Source organism: Oceanisphaera submarina, assembly GCF_046521305.1.
Taxonomy (GTDB): Bacteria; Pseudomonadota; Gammaproteobacteria; order Enterobacterales; family Aeromonadaceae; genus Oceanimonas; species Oceanimonas submarina.
On sequence record NZ_JBKGFN010000008.1, the window covers coordinates 160,352 to 177,716 of the forward strand.

The following is a 17,365-nucleotide window of genomic DNA, read 5'->3' on the forward strand; positions in this document are numbered from 1 at the left end:
TTCTATTAACCCTTCCTAAACATCTTCAGCATACGGTGTGTCACGGTAAAACCGCCAAACACGTTAATTGACGCTATCAGTATTGCCACAAAGGCCAGAAAACTGACGAAGCCACCGGCCCCTACCTGAGACAAGGCGCCCACGACGATAATTCCCGAGATGGCGTTGGTCACCGACATCAACGGCGTATGCAGCGAGTGAGAGACGTTCCACACGACGTAATAACCCACGATACAGGCCAGCACGAACACGGTGAAGTGAGACAGAAACTCCGCCGGTGCCACCGCTGACAGCCAGGCGAACAGCAAGACGCCCACACCACCCAGGTAGTACTTGAGGTTGCTCGGTTGCCTGGCGTGAGGTTCGGCTTTCGGCTGGGTCTGAGCAGCCGCCTTGGGGGCGGCAGACACGCTGATGGCCGGCGGCGGGAAGGTCACTTCACCGTCTTTGACCACCGTCATGTTACGCAGTACCACGTCGTCGAAGTCGACCTTGATATTGCCGTCTTTTTCCTTGCTCAGCAGCTTGGCCAGGTTGACCAGGTTGGTGGCATACAGAGTAGAAGACTGGGTCGGCAGACGACCGTTGAGATCGGTATAACCGATGATCTTGACGCCGTTATCGGACACGAACAGCTCGCCGGGCTTGGTCAACTCACAGTTGCCGCCGTTCTGGGCCGCCAGATCCACGATCACCGAGCCCGGATGCATGTTTGCCACCATTTCGGCGGTAATCAGCTTGGGCGCCGGTTTGCCGGGGATAAGTGCCGTGGTAATGATAATGTCGACTTCCTTGGCCTGGGCCATGAACAGCGCCATTTCGGCATCGATGAAGGCCTGGCTCATTTCCTTGGCATAACCGTCGGAAGAGTCTGCGTCTTCTTCGTAGTCAAGCTCCAGGAACTCGCCACCCATGGAGTTAATCTGTTCCTTTACCTCGGGGCGGGTATCGAAGGCGCGCACTATGGCACCCAACGAACCGGCGGCACCGATGGCGGCCAGACCGGCCACACCGGCACCAATGACCAGTACCTTGGCTGGCGGAACCTTGCCGGCGGCGGTGATCTGGCCGGTAAAGAAGCGACCGAATTCGTGGGCGGCTTCCACCACGGCACGATAACCGGCGATGTTGGCCATGGAAGACAGGGCATCCAGCGACTGGGCACGGGAAATACGCGGCACCATATCCATGGCCATCACGGTGACACCCTTGTTCTTGAGCTGCTCTACCAGCTCGGGGTTTTGCGCCGGCCAGATGAAGCTGACCAGGGTGGTGCCGGCCTGCAGCCGCTCTATTTCGTCGGCGGTAGGGGCATTCACCTTGTAGATAATGGCGGCTTGCCAGACCTGTTCGGCCGCGACCAGTGTGGCCCCTGCCGCTTCATAGGCCGCATCGTCAAAGCTGGCCTTGCTGCCCGCGCCCTGTTCGATACTGACCTCAAAACCCAGTTTACGTAACTGTTCGACCGACTTGGGGGTCGCTGCTACCCGAGTCTCGCCGCTAAGCGTTTCCCTTGGAATCCCGATTAACATAATAAATCCCTGATTAATGTTGATATCGCACCGGATAACCGAGGCGTATCCGGTTTGGGACAAGCTGTTCCTTCAACTTTCAGGCAGCCTTGCCATTGATTATTTCAGGCTGAATAACGCAGTCCAGCCTGGGGATGCCTTATCTGGCTATACCAAAACGACGCATTGATATTTTTTAATGCTGAAAACATCGAAATCTCGATATTTATTGCCAAAAAGCGTGACAAGATAAGGAGATAGCACAAGAAGAAGACAACACCACAAGCACTATACTGCCTCTTTCATAAAAAGATTAATCGATCTTTCCTCGAGGCTTAATAGGCTATGGCTTTCAATCGCTGACATATCATCGATTGATAGCCGAGATAGCGGGGTTGATCGAGGGGATCACTGGCATAACAGCGGAAAAACAAACAGGGGCCAGAGACCCCCGCTCGAATGTTATTTCACAAACAGATACCAGTAACCGAACAGCAGGTTGAACCCGGCAAAGAACAGAATGCCTACCCAGCTCAGGACCTTCATGCCACGGCCCAGACGGTACTGCTCCGGCACCTGCGGCAACGTCATCAGGCGGTAGTTCAACCAGGAAAAGACCAGGGCACTGACAAAGGCGGAGATCATGGCGAACTCCAGCATCGCCAACAGGGCACCCTTGAAGAACATGATGATCAGGGCGCCAACCATGCCCATCACCACCATCAAGGGATAGGTATAGCGACTGCCGTTACCGGTGGGGCCACTGCCTTGCGACTGACCAAGCTGTACACAGCATTCGCTCAGCGCCCTGCTGTAACCGTCAAGCACCGTCACGGTAGTGGAAAACATGCACAGGAAGGCAATCAGCGCAATCAACCAGCGGCTCCACTCCCCCATCACGCTGGCATAAACGTTCACCAGCTGATGCGCGAAGGCAATGCCCGAGGTCGCCAGGCTTTCACCGCTGCCATGCAGCACCAGGGTACCCAGCGCAACAAAGGCGAGCGCCAGCAGGGTAGAGGTAACATAGCCCACGTTAAAGTCGACCAGGGCATCCTTGTAATCCAGTGCGCCGCCCAGCGCTTTTTTCTTCTGGCGCAACCAGACGCTGTTCCAGGACGACAGCTCTATAGGCGCCGGCATCCAGCCCATCAGCGCGACCAGAAATCCCACAGAAGCCAGGTTCCAGGGGCTGGGAGAGACAAAGTCGGGCGGCGCCACACCACCTTGATTCAAGGCGATAAACACCGCTGTGATAGTGGCGACCGCCAACCCCACGATAATCCACTTGGTCACCCGATCCAGCGTCTTGTAGTGACCGGTGATCAGGAACGCCAGCGAGCCCGCCAGCACTATCATGCTGAGTTGGGTCACGTTGAGGCTGTCACCGATAAATAGCCCCAGTATGCTGCCACACAACATGGCCACTCCGGCGGTACTGACCACGGAGGCGAAGAGATTGAGTGCGGTAAACAAATAGAGATAGCCTCGGCCGATGCGATCATAGCCCTGGATCAGGGTCTCGTCTGCCGCCATGGTGTAGCGGGCACCGATTTGAAAGAAAGGATACTTGAGCAGGTTGACCAGCAGGATCAAGCCCACCAGCTGCCAGCCGTAAATGGCACCGGCCTGGGTGGACGCCACCAGGTGAGAGCCACCGATGGCAGCCGCAGCCCCCAGGATCCCCGGCCCCAGCACTCTCATATAGTGACTTATGCTACGAGGAGCGCCATTTGCCACATCAACTAACTCTGCCATCCTGCTTTCCTACCCTTTTACTTTGATTTAAAAGCTAAAAAGAAAGTAAAAGGCCACAGCAAAAAGGATAAATCAACTGCTTTATAGAATCACCCGGCACACACGATAAAACTAAAAACCAAAATAAAACATAAACTAAGTTTTTAATTTCAAAAACAAAACCACAATCCCTGCATGTTGTTTTAATGTCATAAAAATACCATATATAACGCCAAATAACATTTTCAGCATATTACTCTACTCATCGCCCCATTCACCGGCCAGCAGCCAGCGACCGGCAATAGGGTAACGGCCTTGCAGGGTAAAGGGAATCGACTCTCTGCGCCCCTTGTTGTCGATCTGTAATGCCAGATGCAAATGAGGACCAGAGCTGTAACCGGTATGGCCGGACGCCGCCACCCGCTGCCCGGCTCTTACCCTATCGCCTTCTTTCACCTGCAACGAGCCGGTTTGCAGATGGGCATAGAGGGTCATGGTGCCGTCCGCATGTCGCAGCCGTAAATGGTTGGCCTTGCCCCGGTATTTTGCCTTCAGACCTCCTCCCATATGATGATCCACCGCGGCCATCACCACGCCGTCCCTGGTGGCATAAAGTGGGGTGCCTATCGGCAGGGCAATATCCAGGGCGTAGCGATTGGACGGCTTGTTATGACTGAACTCACCGTTAAAGCCCTGAGTAACCCGGTAGCGGCCGGCTACCGGCGAAACAAGATCTATCGCTTCAGGCAAAAGAGCTGACGGTAATGAACGGTTAAAGACGGTCTTGGGTGGTATCAGGACAGAGCCGGCGATTTTTTGCACCTTGCGGGCACTGACGGCAGGTCGTAGTTCATGCTTGCTGTAGGCAAAGCCGTAGTCGTAGCGCCAGTCACCGGCTTCTCTGGCTGCCAGTTTTCCGATAAATTTTTCTTCCCGTGGGGGCAGACCGATCACCTGTTGCATCTGATCGGGAATACTGACGTTTTTTTCCTGAGTGAAGCGAAAAGTCAGCTCGGCTTTGGTGGGCAGCCGATTCAGTGCGAAAAAATAGTGGCCGTCTTTTTTCTCGACCACACGCACCAGCACGCCGTCGCGGTTGACCGCATCCTGATGAACATTAGAATGGTTGACGACACGCAGTTTATTGTCGGTGTAGTGCACGGTACCGTTGGCGTCCTGATAACGGTAGATGCTGGCGTGAGAGAACGGTGACCACGGCAACAAGGTACTCAACAGGCAAATCCATAAGCCTCTCATTCTTCATCCTTGTAGAAAGAGTGTTTGCCTATGAGTATAGGAAGGGTTTGTTTACTTCTTCATCAGTATTTTTTCATTAATATCGCATCTTCCAGGCCGGAAGCGTTCTGGTAATAATGCCGACGACGACCGTTTTCCGTATAGCCGCAGGAAAGATACAGCGCCTGAGCCGAGGTATTGGACGCCCTCACTTCCAGCCAGAGCTGCGTAAGACCCTGATCTTTACAGAGGCACAGATAATGTTCCATCAGCTGACGGCCCAGCCCCTGCCCCTGTTGGTCTGGTGACACGCAGATGTTCATCAGGGTGCTTTCATCGAGGATGCGGTCGGCAATAAAGTAGCCCAGCAGCAGCTCCTGCCCCCCCTGCTCCTGAAGCCAGAGCGAGCCGGTAAAGTAGCGCTCGCCGAAGCTGTCGGCCAGCAGACTGCGGCTCCAGGGATGAGCATGAGCCGCCTGCTCCACCAGCTGCATGGCGTCCAGATCGGCGGTACTCAGTGGGCGAAACAGAGGTGACATAACCGACCCCAGAGTTCTCGTTTTTTGGCCGGTGTCAGTGGCAGGCAATCATGCCAGCTGAAAGCGGTAATATCACCGGTCAGATTCAATCCCAGCATCGTCTTCGCCGCCGGCATGCCGGCGGCCAGCCAGGTTCCTTCATCCATCACCTGCAGCTGTGTTTCATCCAGCGACAGCGCCTGCATCAGATCGGTGCGTAATAAAGGCGGCAGCAGTTTACCCTGACCGGTTATGACCAGCACTTCTGCCATCTCCAGAGGGGGAGCTGGCGCATGAGGAAGTCGCTCGGGATGAGCACAGCGCCAGCTAGGCAGTTTCAACAATTGCCATAGTTGCGATTGTAACGGCGTCATAGATACTCCATAACGCAAAAAGCCAGCTGTTAGGCTGGCTTTTCGAGAAGAAGTTGGCAGGGGCGGAGGGATTCGAACCCCCAACCGTCGGTTTTGGAGACCGCTGTTCTACCAATTGGAACTACGCCCCTGCAATACGAGGCGAATTATAACGATAGCCCTTTAAAGGTAAAGCGCTTTTTCGCAGACGCCGCTTCGTTCGCTTATCTTTTCGCCGCATTGACTCCTTCTGTCGTCAGATTTTGCTTTGAGCACACATTTCTCTATAATCTGCCTGATTTGCAAGCGCCCGGAGTGAATGGAATAAATGCTCACGTCTGTACCCGAACATCAGGCTGGTTTTACGCCCGTACGCCGTGAAAACGGTGGTGCTTGCAATGATTTAGCTCTAATGGCCCCCTTCAGGGGCTTTTTTATGGTCTTCACTTTACACCTTAAAGAGCGTTGCTGATGGCAAACCCCCTATATCAAAAGCATGTAATCTCCATATCCGACTTCACCCGCGCCGAGCTCGAGTTAATCATCGACACCGCCGTGATGATCAAGACCCATCCCCGTCCCGATTTGCTCAAGCATAAGGTCGTGGCCAGCTGTTTTTTCGAAGCTTCCACCCGAACCCGACTGTCATTTGAAACTGCCATCCATCGCCTGGGTGGCGGCGTAATCGGCTTTTCCGACAGCGGCAGCACCTCACTAGCCAAGAAAGGGGAAACCCTGGCCGACTCGGTGAAGATCATCAGCTCCTATAGTGACGCCTTTGTGATGCGCCATCCACAGGAAGGTGCGGCCCGGCTCGCCGCCGAATTTTCTTCGGTGCCGGTGATCAACGCCGGTGACGGCTCCAACCAGCATCCTACCCAGACGCTACTGGATCTGTTTACCATCTACGAAACCCAGGGCACGCTGCAGGGGCTGACGGTCGCCTTTGTCGGTGACCTCAAGTACGGCCGCACCGTACACTCTCTGACGCAGGCGCTGAGCCTGTTTGGTTGCAAGTTCTACTTTATCGCCCCCCAAGCCCTGGCCATGCCCGATTACCTGTGTGACGAACTGACCGAAAAGGGCATCAACTTCGAGTTCCGTGACAACATGGAAGAGGTGATGGACGAACTGGACATTCTGTACATGACCCGGGTGCAGAAAGAGCGCTTCGACGAAACCGAATATGTACATGTAGCCTCGAAATACGTGCTCACCCCCGAGGTGCTGGACGGCGCCAAAGACAGCCTCAAGGTGCTACATCCCCTGCCCCGTATCGACGAAATCTCTGCCGAAGTGGATGACACCCCTTATGCCTATTACTTCGAGCAGGCAGAAAATGGCGTTTATGCCCGCCAGGCCTTGCTTGCCCTGGTGCTGAACGAGAACCTGTGAGAGACATGATGAACAAGAGCCAACTGCAAGTCGAAGCCATTCACAACGGTACCGTGATCGATCATATTCCCGCCGGCCAAGGCATCAAGATCCTGCAGCTGTTCGGCCTGGTGCAGACTCACGAGAAGATCACTGTAGGCCTGAACCTGCCTTCGAAGGAGCTGGGAACCAAGGACATCATCAAGGTGGAAAACACCCGTCTGACTCCCGCTCAGGCCAACCAGCTGGCGCTGTTTGCACCGGATGCCACCGTTAACCTGATCGAAGACTTCGAAGTAGTGAAGAAGTTGCAACTGCAACTGCCCGAGCGAGTGGAAGGGGTGTTTTCCTGCCCCAATTCGAACTGCATCAGCCACAACGAACCGGTGACCAGCAAGTTCAAGGTACGAGCGGTGGCGGGCCAGGTCCGTTTTCGCTGCAACTACTGTGAAAAATCCTTCCATCAGGATTTCATGACCATATAACAGCCGAAAGCCAGCAAGCAGTCTCCTAGCCACAAGTCCAGAGTAAAAGAACGGCTTGTTTTTTAGCTCAATGTTTGCACATCGGACAAGGGGCCTGCTCCGCCGACTCTCCTCGGGACTTGCCACTAGCTGCTGCGAACATTCACCGGATGTTCGGTCAGGCTTTACAGCTGAGTGGCATTCTTTGAACCAGGCCGGAGGAGGCAACCCTGTTGCCTCTTTATTCCACAAGTTGATTTGTGACCAAAAGACAGGCCGCCAGCGATAAACAGTCAACAGCCCCTGAGGACTGTTGATTGCGCCGCTTCACGACGATTAAGTTGCCAAAGCCGATAGCGCACGCCAAGCTGTGCACATCGCTATTTCAAGACATCAACGCCATGACTCTGCTCCAGACTCTGCAACAACACTTCGGCTTTTCTTCACTGCGCCCCGGCCAGCAACAGGTGATCGATACCCTGATGGCCGGACACTCGGCGGCGGCGATTTTCCCCACCGGCTCGGGCAAGTCACTCTGTTACCAGCTACCCGCGCTGCTGTTGCCGCAACTGACCCTGGTCATTTCTCCCCTGCTGGCACTGATGCAGGATCAACTGGCCTTTCTACGGCGAATGAATATTCCCGCCGCCAGCATCGACTCCACCCAGAGCTGGGAAGAAAGCCGCCAGATCATGCAGGATGTACGCGAGGGCCGCATCAAGATACTGATGATTTCGGTAGAGCGTCTGAAGAACGAGCGCTTTCGCCAGTTTATCGGACAGATACCAATTTCTCTGCTGGTGGTGGATGAAGCTCACTGTATTTCCGAATGGGGTCACAACTTTCGCCCCGACTATCTCAAGCTGCCCTACTATTGCCGGAGCCTCAACATCCCCCAGGTGCTGCTGCTGACCGCCACCGCCACCCCGAATGTTATCGATGATATGCAGCAAAAATTCGGCTTGTCTCGGGAAAACGTGGTGATCACCGGATTTTATCGGCCCAACCTGCACCTTGATGTCATACCGGTTACCGAAGCGGAGAAAATGCCGGCTCTGATCGAGCAGCTGCTCATGGATCCGGCCCTGCCCACCATCGTTTATGTCACCCTGCAGCACACCGCCGAGCGTGTCGCCGAACGGCTGGCGGCAGCCGGCATTCAGGCCCAGGCGTACCATGCAGGCATGGATCAGGAACGGCGTAAACAGCTGCAGCAGGCGTTTATGGCTGGCAGTGTACCCTGTATCGTCGCCACCATCGCCTTTGGCATGGGCGTCGACAAGGCCGATATCCGCCGGGTGATCCATTACGATCTGCCCAAATCCATCGAAAACTACAGTCAGGAAATAGGCCGGGCCGGCCGTGACGGCCAGCCATCACATTGTATCCTGCTCGGCAACCAGGCCGGGCTCAATGTACTGGAAAATTTCGTCTACGGTGATACGCCGGAGCCGGATGCCATCAAGGCCTTACTGCATGAACTGCAGCAAGCCGGCGACCAGTGGGAGCTGATGCCGCTGCGGCTATCCAACAGTACCAACATCCGCCTGCTACCGCTGAAGACCCTGTTGGTCTACCTGGAGCTGAATCGAATTATCGAGCCCCAATACAGCTACTTTGCCGATTACCGCTTCAAGTTTATCGAGTCTCGCGAGGAGATACTGAATGCGTTCAATCCCGAACGTCAGACGTTTCTCACCGCCGTATTCAACGGCTCCCCTCTGGCCAGAAGCTGGTGCCAGGTCAATTTCGATGCCATCTGGCAGCAAGATGGCGGTGAACGAAAACGGGTGATCAGCGCACTCGACTACCTGCACCAACAGGGTCTGATCAGCTTGGAAAGCAAGCAGATGGTCGAGGTTTATCGGGTGCTTCAGAAAGACATGGATCAGCAGGCCGAAACCCGCCGGCTCCATGAGCTGTTCCAACAGAAGGAGCGGAGTGAAATCACCCGCCTGAGCGACATGATCGGTTTCTTTGAAAGCGACCGCTGCCTGAGCCATCGACTCGCCGGCTACTTTGCCGATCACCAGGCGCCAGAGCGCTGTGGCCATTGCTCGGTCTGTACCGGTCAGCCGGCGCAACTGCCCGTTCCCAAACGCCCCCCTCTCCCTGCCGCCGAGCAATTGCAGCACTGGTGCCAAGGCTTGCAGAGCGACAGCCAGCAGCCTCTGAGCAAGCACACCTTGTCCTGTTTCTTGTGTGGCATTAGCACTCCCTTGCTCAACCGACTGAAAGCCAGAAAAAGGCCCGGCTTCGGTCAGCTGGAGCAGCAACGCTTTGGCGAAATACAGCAGCTTCTGAGTCAATTTGGCTAAGACCAGTCCCGCTAATGAACGGGTCCATATTGATGCCCCAGACCAGAGGCAGCCCAGCTGCTTCACCGGCCATCAGGTCACAGGAGAAAAAAGCTCTCCTGCTACGCGGAGGAAAGGAAGTAAAATGACCATCCCATCCCGCAAGAATGCTGGTCATTGGGACGAAGGGCATCCGAGGAACTAGGCCGCTGCCGCGCCGAAATCAAATCACCTGTCCGACGGGAAAACCACGCCTGGCTGCCATCAGCGCTCGCAGCGAAGAGCCCCAGGTTGAACTTGCATACATACAACGCTCAAGTCGGTGAGATCCAGCCCGGAGTTAAGGTCATTAACACGGTCACAGGACTTGGTATGTCTGTTCGTCAAGCGGTTAGTTAAGGGCGGAAAGTCCCGTATGGACAGGCTGTCTCGGCTTTGATTTGCTCAACAAGGCCGTCAGATATGCATCAACATCAAGTTGACATGGAGCCATATCGAGAAAGATAAAATAGCGCACCGAGTGTTAGTCTAGTGGGTGTATTTTTGAAGAAACTGAAGTAATTTGATCGGATCTCGATACGACAGGAAAGATTGGACAAGACGACCAGTCGAGTACGCTGAAGTATACTCCCTCTCTCAAGACAGCTTTACCTAAGGTTAACCTTATGCGCTCATTACCGGCACTGACCTCGCTACGTGTTTTCGAAACCACAGGAAAATGCCTGAGCTTCACTCAGGCGGCAACCCAACTGCACGTCACCCAGAGCGCGGTAAGCAGACAGATCAAACAACTTGAAGATTACCTCGGTGTTCCGCTGTTCATCCGCCGCCATCACCAGCTGGAACTGACGGAGGCCGGTAATCAGCTGCTAACCAAGCTGGAGCAGTCTTTCAACCTGATGGAAACCGCCGTTCAAGAATTGAGAGATCCCAAGCAACGGCAAAAATTGACACTACTCATTCCTCCGACCTTTGCTACCCGCTGGCTTGCACCTCGATTGGCCAACTTTCATGCCCATTCGCCCGAGTTGGAGCTGTCCATTCACAACAATGACAGCGAACATAACCTCTTCGATTGCAGCATTCGTTTTGGACGTACCGCCAGACCCAGCCACTACAGCGAGCTGGTCATGCTCGAGCAGCATGTCGCGGTATGCACACCCGAGCTGTTAGAACAGGCCAAGCAACTAAACGGTACCCTGTTGCACATACTCCACAAGGGAGAACGGCTTCCGATATGGGAAAACTGGCTGCAGGCTGCCGGACTGACAGGCCAGGTAGACGCCAGCAGAGGTATGGAGTTCAGCACTCTGGATCAGGTGACCAATGCGGCCGTTAACGGCGCCGGCTTTGCGATAGTAGACAAACGCATGATCAGCCAAGAGCTGAAAACCGGCGCCCTGGTACCCTTCAGCCAGATTGAAGTCAATGGCCCTTACGGCTATTGGCTCGATATCAAAGCCGAACGCCAGGGTCTTGCCAAGGTATTGCGTTTTACCGAGTGGTTGCGGGAAATCAGCCCGGATTGATCGTCTTTTTTCAGAGTAAAAAAGCCCCGACAGAGCGGGGCAAAATAGTGACCAAAAATTACCGTACACTAAAAATATGACTGATGCTCAGTCGGCAAAAGGTGCCCGTGCCGGACGTGCGGTGCGTGCAATACGCTTGCCGGCAGTATAATCGTTAATCATATCGCAGGGGGTATAATTGCGCTCAATTTCATAAATCTCGTCAGCGGTCAGGGTCATTTCAAGCGCCGCCAAGGCACTATCGAACTGCGCCGGGCTGTCAGCTCCTACCAGCATTGAAGACACTTCCGGCTTCTGCAGCACCCAGGCCTGTGCCACCTGCGCCGGCAGGCAACCGCGGGCATCGGCCACCTTGGCCACGGAGTGGGCAATACTCTTCGATGCTTGATCGTTGTACATCTCGGCGGTAAAGAAGTCGGTCTGGTTGCGGGTAGACTGCAGATCACTGGTCAGGATACCGCGGGCAAGTGGACTGAACACCGATACACCGATCCCCTGATCCATGCAAAACGGGATCATCTCGCGTTCTTCTTCCCGGTAGGCACAGTTCAGCTGCAGTTGCATGTTGATCGGTCGTGCCCAGCCATTCTTGTCACACACCTGCAGGATCTTCGCCAGCTGCCAGGTGTACATGGTGGACACCCCGATATAGCGAGCTTTACCGGCAAGCACTATATCATTGAGGGCTCCCATGGTTTCCTCGACCGGGGTCTCGGTATCAAAATAATGCAGCATGTAGATATCGACATAATCCATCCCCATGCGTTTGAGTGAGCCGTCAATCGCATCGAAAATATGCTTACGCGAGTGGCCCTGCGCATTAATGTCATTGCTCATGGCATAGCCCACCTTGGTGGTGATAACCAGCTCGTCACGGCGCGCGATGCGGCGCAACACGTTGCACACCACTTCTTCACCGGCACCGATGGAATAGAAATCCGCCAAATCGATAAAATTGACCCCCATGTCGAGCGCGTGCGCGATAACCGGCTCACTCTCTTTTTCATCAAAGATCCAGGGTTTCCATTCCTTCGAACCCATATTCATGGTGCCGAGACAGAGGCGGGATACCTTCAAGCCGGACCGACCGAGTCTTACATATTGCATGTTTTATCCTCAAAAATAGTAGGAGAGCCGGCCTGCCCGGCTCCATTTGTCATAAGTTTTGCTTGCTTACTCCTGTCGCAACCCCGCCACCGGCATTGCGCTTACGGACTTGCCATCTTTTTCCATCTCGGCCAGTGCAGCTGGCTTCAGCTCGACAACCTGTCCGTCGATCTGCACCCTGCGCGCCAGCTTCAAGAAGGAGAATCCCGCCCCGAGCACAATCAACATGCCCGGTACACCCGACAGATTGAACAGCATCTTGATCGCATCAACACCGATATAACTCGCACTGATCCAGGCAACAAATGCAACAGCGCAGCCCCAGGTCGCCTTGACCCATAGTGGAGACTTAAGATTTTCAGCATCAACACCCTTGATGCAAAGACCACCGATAGCATCGGTATTGGAGTCGGCAGCAGTAATAAAAGTGATGAAGCAGGCGAAGATGAACAACGCACTGAGCAGAGTGCTACCGGGCAGTTGATCGAACAGCACATAAATCACCGAGGCAAAGCCCTTATCCTGATAGGCCTGATACATAATCCCGCCCAGGGTTGTATCGAAATACAGCGAGGAACCGCTGAAGATACTGAACCAAAGAAACCCGAATAATGACGGCAGTAGCAGGTTGACGATGATGAACTGACGCACCGTATAGCCACGAGCAATCTTGCCAAGGAACAGGCAGCTGAGCGGCGCCCAGGCAAACCAGCTGGCAAAAAAGGCGACCGTCCACCACCCCGGCCACTGGTCGTTACCAGAAGCACCAGTCACCAGATTGCGTGCAAAGAAGTCGGACAGGTAAACCCCGAGTGACTCGACACCCAGCGACAGGATGAAAGCGGTTGGCCCTACGATGAAGATAAACAGAGCACCGGCAAAGTAGAGCCAGGTATTGATGCGAGCCAGGGTCTGAATACCGCGATAAAGGCCGGACGCGGCCGATATGATGGCAGAGCCGATAATGGCGATCGCAATCATCGCATAGCCGGCCACACTTTTTTCGATACCCAGCACCGACTCCATGCCGTCGCCGATCACCAGTAAACCCGAGGTCAGCGTGGCCGACATGCCCAGCACCACAGAGAACAGCGCCAGTCCATCGACCACCTGGCCGCCGATGCCATCAACCCAGCGCCCCAGCAACGGACGCAGCATGGAACCGATGGAAAACGGCAGCTTGAGATTGTGAAACGCCAGTGCAAAAGCCAGGGCCGCGACGGTATAGATGGCGTAAGGCGTTATCGTCCAGTGCACAAAGATGGTGGACATCGAAAAACGCATCGACTCGGCACTTTCGGGCGTAATTCCAAGAGACTGCGGTGGCTCATGGTAATGTAGAACCGGCTCCGCCACCGACCAGAACAGAATCCCCATGGCGATAACGGTCGTCAAGGAAACCGCAAACCAGCGGAACGGGGTCAGCATCGGTGTCGCTTCTTGGCCACCGATACGCACTCTCCCAATGGGAGCGAAAAACGCATACGCGGCGATAAACACCATAAGCAGGGCACTGAGATTGAACAGCCAGGAGAGGTTGGCCATGATCAAGTTGTTCAGTGTCGAGGTACCGGCAATGAAGTTCTGCTTGTCGATGATGGTATAGATGACCGTCAGCGCGAGACAGACAAATGCCGGCCAGAATGTTACCGGTCTGATGCTTTTCATATAAATCCCTCTGCAATTACTCGCCGGTATGGCGAATGTTCCTTCAACTATTTAATCGACGCCAAGATTGCCTCAGACATCGAAAAACTCAAAATGACATAAAATCCAACAACCATGAAAAAATGTAATAACACTAAATAAACATGTGACTCGTAATGTATGAGCTTTTTTAGCGCGGACTAAAAAGCCCGTACCGATATGAATTCGGTACGGGCCAGGCTCAAAGAAGTAAATTAGCGATCAAACCGCCCAAGTATCAGGCGTCGCCGTAGTAAACCCAGACGCCTTTGGTTTTGGTGTAGGAAGACAGGGAGTGAATCGCCATCTCCTTGCCCCAGCCGCTCTGGCGGAAGCCGCCGAAGGGGGCCGCCAGGCCGTAGCAACCGTAGCGGTTGATAAATAGCATACCGGCATCGATTTGTTCCGCTACCCGATGGGCACGGGACACATCTGCAGTATAAATGCCGGCCGCCAGGCCGTAGGCGGTGGCATTGGCCATTTGCACGGCTTCTTCCGTGGTGTGGAAACGGGTGCAGCACAGCACGGGGCCAAAAATCTCTTCCTGGGCGATGCGAGCATTCTGGTCCACCTCGGAAAAGATGGTGGGGCGAATGAAATAACCGTTGGCATTGTCACCCTCGGTATCGGCACAGCCGCCGGCCACCAGTTTGGCCTCGCCCTTGCCGATCTCAATGTACTCCAGGATCTTGTTGAACTGGGCCTCGTTGCACTGGGGTCCCTGGTCGGCGTTTTCATCGAACGGATTGCCACACTTCACCGCGTTGGCCTTGGCAATCAGCTTTTCGAGCACCTGATCATAGATGCTATCGTGGATCAGGAAGCGGGTCGGCTCCGAGCACTTCTCACCCTTGTGGGAGAACATTACGGTAAAGGCCCGATCGATGGCGCCGTCCAGATCCGGCGTGTCTTCAAAGAAGATACAGGGAGACTTGCCGCCCAGCTCCAGGGTGGCCGCCTTGAGGTTGGACAGGCCGGAATTTTGCACTATTTTGCGTCCTACCCCGGTGCTGCCGGTAAAGGACACCTTGTGCACATTGTTGCTCAGGGTCAGCTGGTTGGCCATTTCGCCGTTGGTCAACAGCATGTTGATCACGCCCTTCGGAAACTCAAGCTCGCTGTCGATAAGCTCCATCAGGTAGATGGTGGTCAGCGGCGTGTATTCCGACGGCTTGATGATCACGGTATTACCCATGGCCAGCGCCGCCGCCACCTTGAGGCTGGTCTGGTACAGGGGGAAATTCCAAGGGGCAATCAGCGCGCAGACGCCAATGGGCTCCTTGAGCGTGTAGTTCAGAAAACCGTCTTCTACCGGCGAGGTTTCACCATAGAACTTGTCGGTCCAGCCGGCGTAGTATTCAAAAATATCGGCACAGGTGGGAATGTCGTCGGCCATGGACTCGGCGTACAGCTTGCCATTAGGCAGGGACTCGAGCACTGCCAACTCTTCGGTGTGCTCGCGGATCAGCCGGGCGATCTGGCGCAGCATGTCTGCCCGCTGGGTGCGGCTGACCTTGGACCAAACCCCGGTTTCGTGCCGCTGGTTGGCAATTTGAGCAGCGTATTCCACCTGCTCCGCATCGGCCATCACGAATTCGCACAGCGCTTCGCGGTTAGCCGGGTTGGTCACTACCCACTTGTCCTGGCCGGCGCCGTCTACCCATTGGCCATCGATATACTGCCGCTTGAGTTGCTGAAGCCAGTCGTGGGCCCAGGACAGGGGAATGTTTTTTACAGAATCCATTTGATACTCCATTTCTGTTGCGACGACGGTGACATCCTGTGAGGACGTTTGCTGTAACGGTTCTCGACGAGAGTAGAAGGATGGCTATTCGAGCACAATTGACATTAGGGTATGGCGCCCTGCAAAAAACTCATCCTTCTTCCCTGATGCTTATTCCTCCAGGTAACGCCGGATTTGCTCCAGGTCACCGCCGCTTTCTTTGTAGATACGAGCAGCAAACGAGTAGCCGCGTTGCTGTTTAAGCCGAATGAGTGTGGGAATCAATGTATTAACATTGTCGGCGTTACGCGCCAGATCCGGCTCCATACCGGCCAGGCAGTGCTGCCTAAATGCCTCCATGCCGCTGCTCAGTACCGAGATGGTGTCGAGCAGATTACTGATCACCACAGACTGCCAGGGGGTGTAGTCGAGCTCACCATGGTCCTGGGTCATCTGCACGGAGTAACAGCGCCCGCAGGCCTGCATGCAGCACTGGATCAGGTATTCGGGAATGGTCGGGTTGACCTTGCCCGGCATGGCCGAGGAGCCGGGTTGCACCGCAGGCAGGCGAATTTCCCCCAAGCCCGTTGCCGGGCCCGAGGCCATCAGGCGAAAATCCTTGGCAATGCGCAGCAGGGCCCTCGCCAGCTGGTCCAGTCCGGCAGCCACCCTGGCCAGATCGTCATGGCTCTGGGAGGCATCAAACAGGTTGTCGCTGTGCTCAAACCCTGTCTCTCCCGTTATCCGGTTCAGCCCGTCGATAACCTGGTTGAAGAAGGCCTCTGAGCAGTCTCCCCTGCGTCCGATAATATTGCCGCCCAGGTTGACCCTGTACAGCTCACCGGTGTCTGTATCCAGTCGTTGACGGTGCCGTTCAAGCTGAGATGAATAGCCCCCAAACAGATCGGCAAAGCTGATTTCGACCGCGTCCTGCAGGCAGGTGCGGGAAATCTTCAGCACATGCCGCCACTGTTGCCCCTGGGCATCGAAGGTGGCGATCAAGGCGGCCAGCTCGCTATCCAGTTGCTTAATCTTGTCGATCACCGCCAGGTGGCAGGCCGTGTTCAGGGCATCACTGGTCGAGTTGTTCAGGTTGACGTGATCATTGGGATGCACCGGCTGGTAGCTTCCCAGCGGACTACCAAAGGCGTTGTGGTTGGCCAGGTTGGCCACCACCTCATTCACATTCATGTTGCTGGAGATCCCTCCGCCGCCGTGAAAGGCATGCACCGGAAACGCCTCGGCCGGCATCTCTTCAAGCAGCTGGTCCACCGCCGAAACAATGGCCTGGCCGAGTTCGGGGAGCAGCTCCCCGGTATCGATATTGGTCTGGGCCGCCAGCTTTTTCACCAGCAGCAAGCCGCGCAGCAGCTCCGGGTACGCAGACAAGGGCTTTTCACCATTCAGCGGATACAAGTTGATTGCCCTTTGCGTTTGCACCCCGAAAAGTGCCTGTGCCGGCACTTCGAGCGCCCCTATCAGATCTTCTTCAATGCGGTATTGTCGCTGCTTCATTGTGATGAACTCCTCCGTTTACCAGTACTTACAAGATAGGAGTGATCAGAACCAAAGAGCTGACAAAGCACCAGTGACACTTTCACACAGAGGGATACGAAAAACTCATGACTCCACGAATTTAAGAAGTACTTTGTACTCGAATTCAAAAAGCAGGCTCATTATTTCGACTTGAATCTTTATCAGCAGATGGATAGCGCAGATAGTGTGGTTTGGACACCAGTAAACAGCGTCTGAGTCACGAAATGGTCACGTGAACTTGTAAACATCCCTGTTCTAGTTACACAGAAAATTAGAGTTTTCCGCCCGTTGGTG

General features: G+C 54.8%; 13 protein-coding genes and 1 tRNA gene. 4 read left to right on the top strand and 10 right to left on the bottom strand.

Going from position 1 to position 17,365, the window contains the following annotated elements; genetic code table 11:
* Positions 1-5: 5 nt before the first annotated feature.
* From ACLEIV_RS09925 to ACLEIV_RS09950, 6 genes are all read right to left on the bottom strand, one after another.
* Positions 6-1,532 (bottom strand): Re/Si-specific NAD(P)(+) transhydrogenase subunit alpha, encoded by a 1,527-nt coding sequence (locus tag ACLEIV_RS09925; protein WP_410456491.1) that lies wholly within the window; start codon positions 1,530-1,532, stop codon positions 6-8.
* A gap of 441 nt (positions 1,533-1,973) precedes the next feature.
* Complete coding sequence (locus ACLEIV_RS09930) at positions 1,974-3,269, bottom strand: NRAMP family divalent metal transporter (RefSeq protein ID WP_410456492.1); 1,296 nt, start codon at positions 3,267-3,269, stop codon at positions 1,974-1,976.
* Between the two features lie 237 nt (positions 3,270-3,506).
* Entirely contained in the window at positions 3,507-4,505 is a 999-nt protein-coding gene (locus ACLEIV_RS09935) for a peptidoglycan DD-metalloendopeptidase family protein (RefSeq protein WP_410456493.1), read from the bottom strand.
* Between the two features lie 62 nt (positions 4,506-4,567).
* Positions 4,568-5,023 carry a ribosomal protein S18-alanine N-acetyltransferase gene (gene rimI / locus ACLEIV_RS09940; RefSeq protein WP_410456494.1) on the bottom strand — a complete coding sequence of 152 codons (456 nt, stop codon included), beginning with the start codon at positions 5,021-5,023 and terminating at the stop codon, positions 4,568-4,570.
* Complete coding sequence (locus tag ACLEIV_RS09945; RefSeq protein WP_410456495.1) at positions 4,999-5,376, bottom strand: hypothetical protein; 378 nt, start codon at positions 5,374-5,376, stop codon at positions 4,999-5,001. Before ACLEIV_RS09945 ends, rimI begins: the two co-directional genes overlap by 25 nt.
* A gap of 54 nt (positions 5,377-5,430) precedes the next feature.
* A tRNA-Trp gene (locus ACLEIV_RS09950) sits at positions 5,431-5,507 on the bottom strand.
* Between the two features lie 319 nt (positions 5,508-5,826).
* Between ACLEIV_RS09950 and pyrB the strand changes: the two genes are divergently transcribed.
* The 4 genes from pyrB to ACLEIV_RS09970 all read left to right on the top strand — a co-directional run bounded on the left by pyrB (position 5,827) and on the right by ACLEIV_RS09970 (position 11,019).
* Complete coding sequence (gene pyrB / locus ACLEIV_RS09955) at positions 5,827-6,750, top strand: aspartate carbamoyltransferase (protein WP_410456496.1); 924 nt, start codon at positions 5,827-5,829, stop codon at positions 6,748-6,750.
* A 5-nt stretch (positions 6,751-6,755) separates the two neighbouring features.
* Positions 6,756-7,214 carry an aspartate carbamoyltransferase regulatory subunit gene (pyrI, locus tag ACLEIV_RS09960; RefSeq protein WP_410456497.1) on the top strand — a complete coding sequence of 153 codons (459 nt, stop codon included), beginning with the start codon at positions 6,756-6,758 and terminating at the stop codon, positions 7,212-7,214.
* A 380-nt stretch (positions 7,215-7,594) separates the two neighbouring features.
* Positions 7,595-9,511 (top strand): RecQ family ATP-dependent DNA helicase, encoded by a 1,917-nt coding sequence (locus tag ACLEIV_RS09965; RefSeq protein ID WP_410456498.1) that lies wholly within the window; start codon positions 7,595-7,597, stop codon positions 9,509-9,511.
* Between the two features lie 644 nt (positions 9,512-10,155).
* The gene (locus ACLEIV_RS09970; RefSeq protein WP_410456499.1) at positions 10,156-11,019 is read left to right on the top strand and encodes a LysR family transcriptional regulator; all 864 of its coding nucleotides are present in this window, start codon (positions 10,156-10,158) and stop codon (positions 11,017-11,019) included.
* Between the two features lie 87 nt (positions 11,020-11,106).
* On the opposite strand, the gene ACLEIV_RS09975 is transcribed toward ACLEIV_RS09970, so the two are convergent.
* From ACLEIV_RS09975 to ACLEIV_RS09990, 4 genes are all read right to left on the bottom strand, one after another.
* Positions 11,107-12,126 (bottom strand): aldo/keto reductase, encoded by a 1,020-nt coding sequence (locus ACLEIV_RS09975; protein WP_410456500.1) that lies wholly within the window; start codon positions 12,124-12,126, stop codon positions 11,107-11,109.
* Positions 12,127-12,192: 66 nt separating this feature from the next.
* Positions 12,193-13,794, bottom strand: coding sequence for a BCCT family transporter (locus ACLEIV_RS09980; protein WP_410456501.1), 1,602 nt, complete (start codon positions 13,792-13,794; stop codon positions 12,193-12,195).
* A 256-nt stretch (positions 13,795-14,050) separates the two neighbouring features.
* Positions 14,051-15,556 (bottom strand): aldehyde dehydrogenase family protein, encoded by a 1,506-nt coding sequence (locus tag ACLEIV_RS09985; RefSeq protein WP_410456502.1) that lies wholly within the window; start codon positions 15,554-15,556, stop codon positions 14,051-14,053.
* A gap of 150 nt (positions 15,557-15,706) precedes the next feature.
* Entirely contained in the window at positions 15,707-17,050 is a 1,344-nt protein-coding gene (locus ACLEIV_RS09990; protein ID WP_410456503.1) for a lyase family protein, read from the bottom strand.
* Positions 17,051-17,365 lie beyond the last annotated feature (315 nt).

Excerpts from the sequence above, each read along its gene's own strand:
- ACLEIV_RS09925 (WP_410456491.1), bottom strand. The coding sequence starts at position 1,532 with ATGTTAATCGGGATTCCAAGGGAAACGCTTAGCGGCGAGACTCGGGTA.
- ACLEIV_RS09930 (WP_410456492.1), bottom strand. The coding sequence starts at position 3,269 with ATGGCAGAGTTAGTTGATGTGGCAAATGGCGCTCCTCGTAGCATAAGT.
- ACLEIV_RS09935 (WP_410456493.1), bottom strand. The coding sequence starts at position 4,505 with ATGAGAGGCTTATGGATTTGCCTGTTGAGTACCTTGTTGCCGTGGTCA.
- rimI (WP_410456494.1), bottom strand. The coding sequence starts at position 5,023 with ATGTCACCTCTGTTTCGCCCACTGAGTACCGCCGATCTGGACGCCATG.
- ACLEIV_RS09945 (WP_410456495.1), bottom strand. The coding sequence starts at position 5,376 with ATGACGCCGTTACAATCGCAACTATGGCAATTGTTGAAACTGCCTAGC.
- pyrB (WP_410456496.1), top strand. The coding sequence starts at position 5,827 with ATGGCAAACCCCCTATATCAAAAGCATGTAATCTCCATATCCGACTTC.
- pyrI (WP_410456497.1), top strand. The coding sequence starts at position 6,756 with ATGATGAACAAGAGCCAACTGCAAGTCGAAGCCATTCACAACGGTACC.
- ACLEIV_RS09965 (WP_410456498.1), top strand. The coding sequence starts at position 7,595 with ATGACTCTGCTCCAGACTCTGCAACAACACTTCGGCTTTTCTTCACTG.
- ACLEIV_RS09970 (WP_410456499.1), top strand. The coding sequence starts at position 10,156 with ATGCGCTCATTACCGGCACTGACCTCGCTACGTGTTTTCGAAACCACA.
- ACLEIV_RS09975 (WP_410456500.1), bottom strand. The coding sequence starts at position 12,126 with ATGCAATATGTAAGACTCGGTCGGTCCGGCTTGAAGGTATCCCGCCTC.
- ACLEIV_RS09980 (WP_410456501.1), bottom strand. The coding sequence starts at position 13,794 with ATGAAAAGCATCAGACCGGTAACATTCTGGCCGGCATTTGTCTGTCTC.
- ACLEIV_RS09985 (WP_410456502.1), bottom strand. The coding sequence starts at position 15,556 with ATGGATTCTGTAAAAAACATTCCCCTGTCCTGGGCCCACGACTGGCTT.
- ACLEIV_RS09990 (WP_410456503.1), bottom strand. The coding sequence starts at position 17,050 with ATGAAGCAGCGACAATACCGCATTGAAGAAGATCTGATAGGGGCGCTC.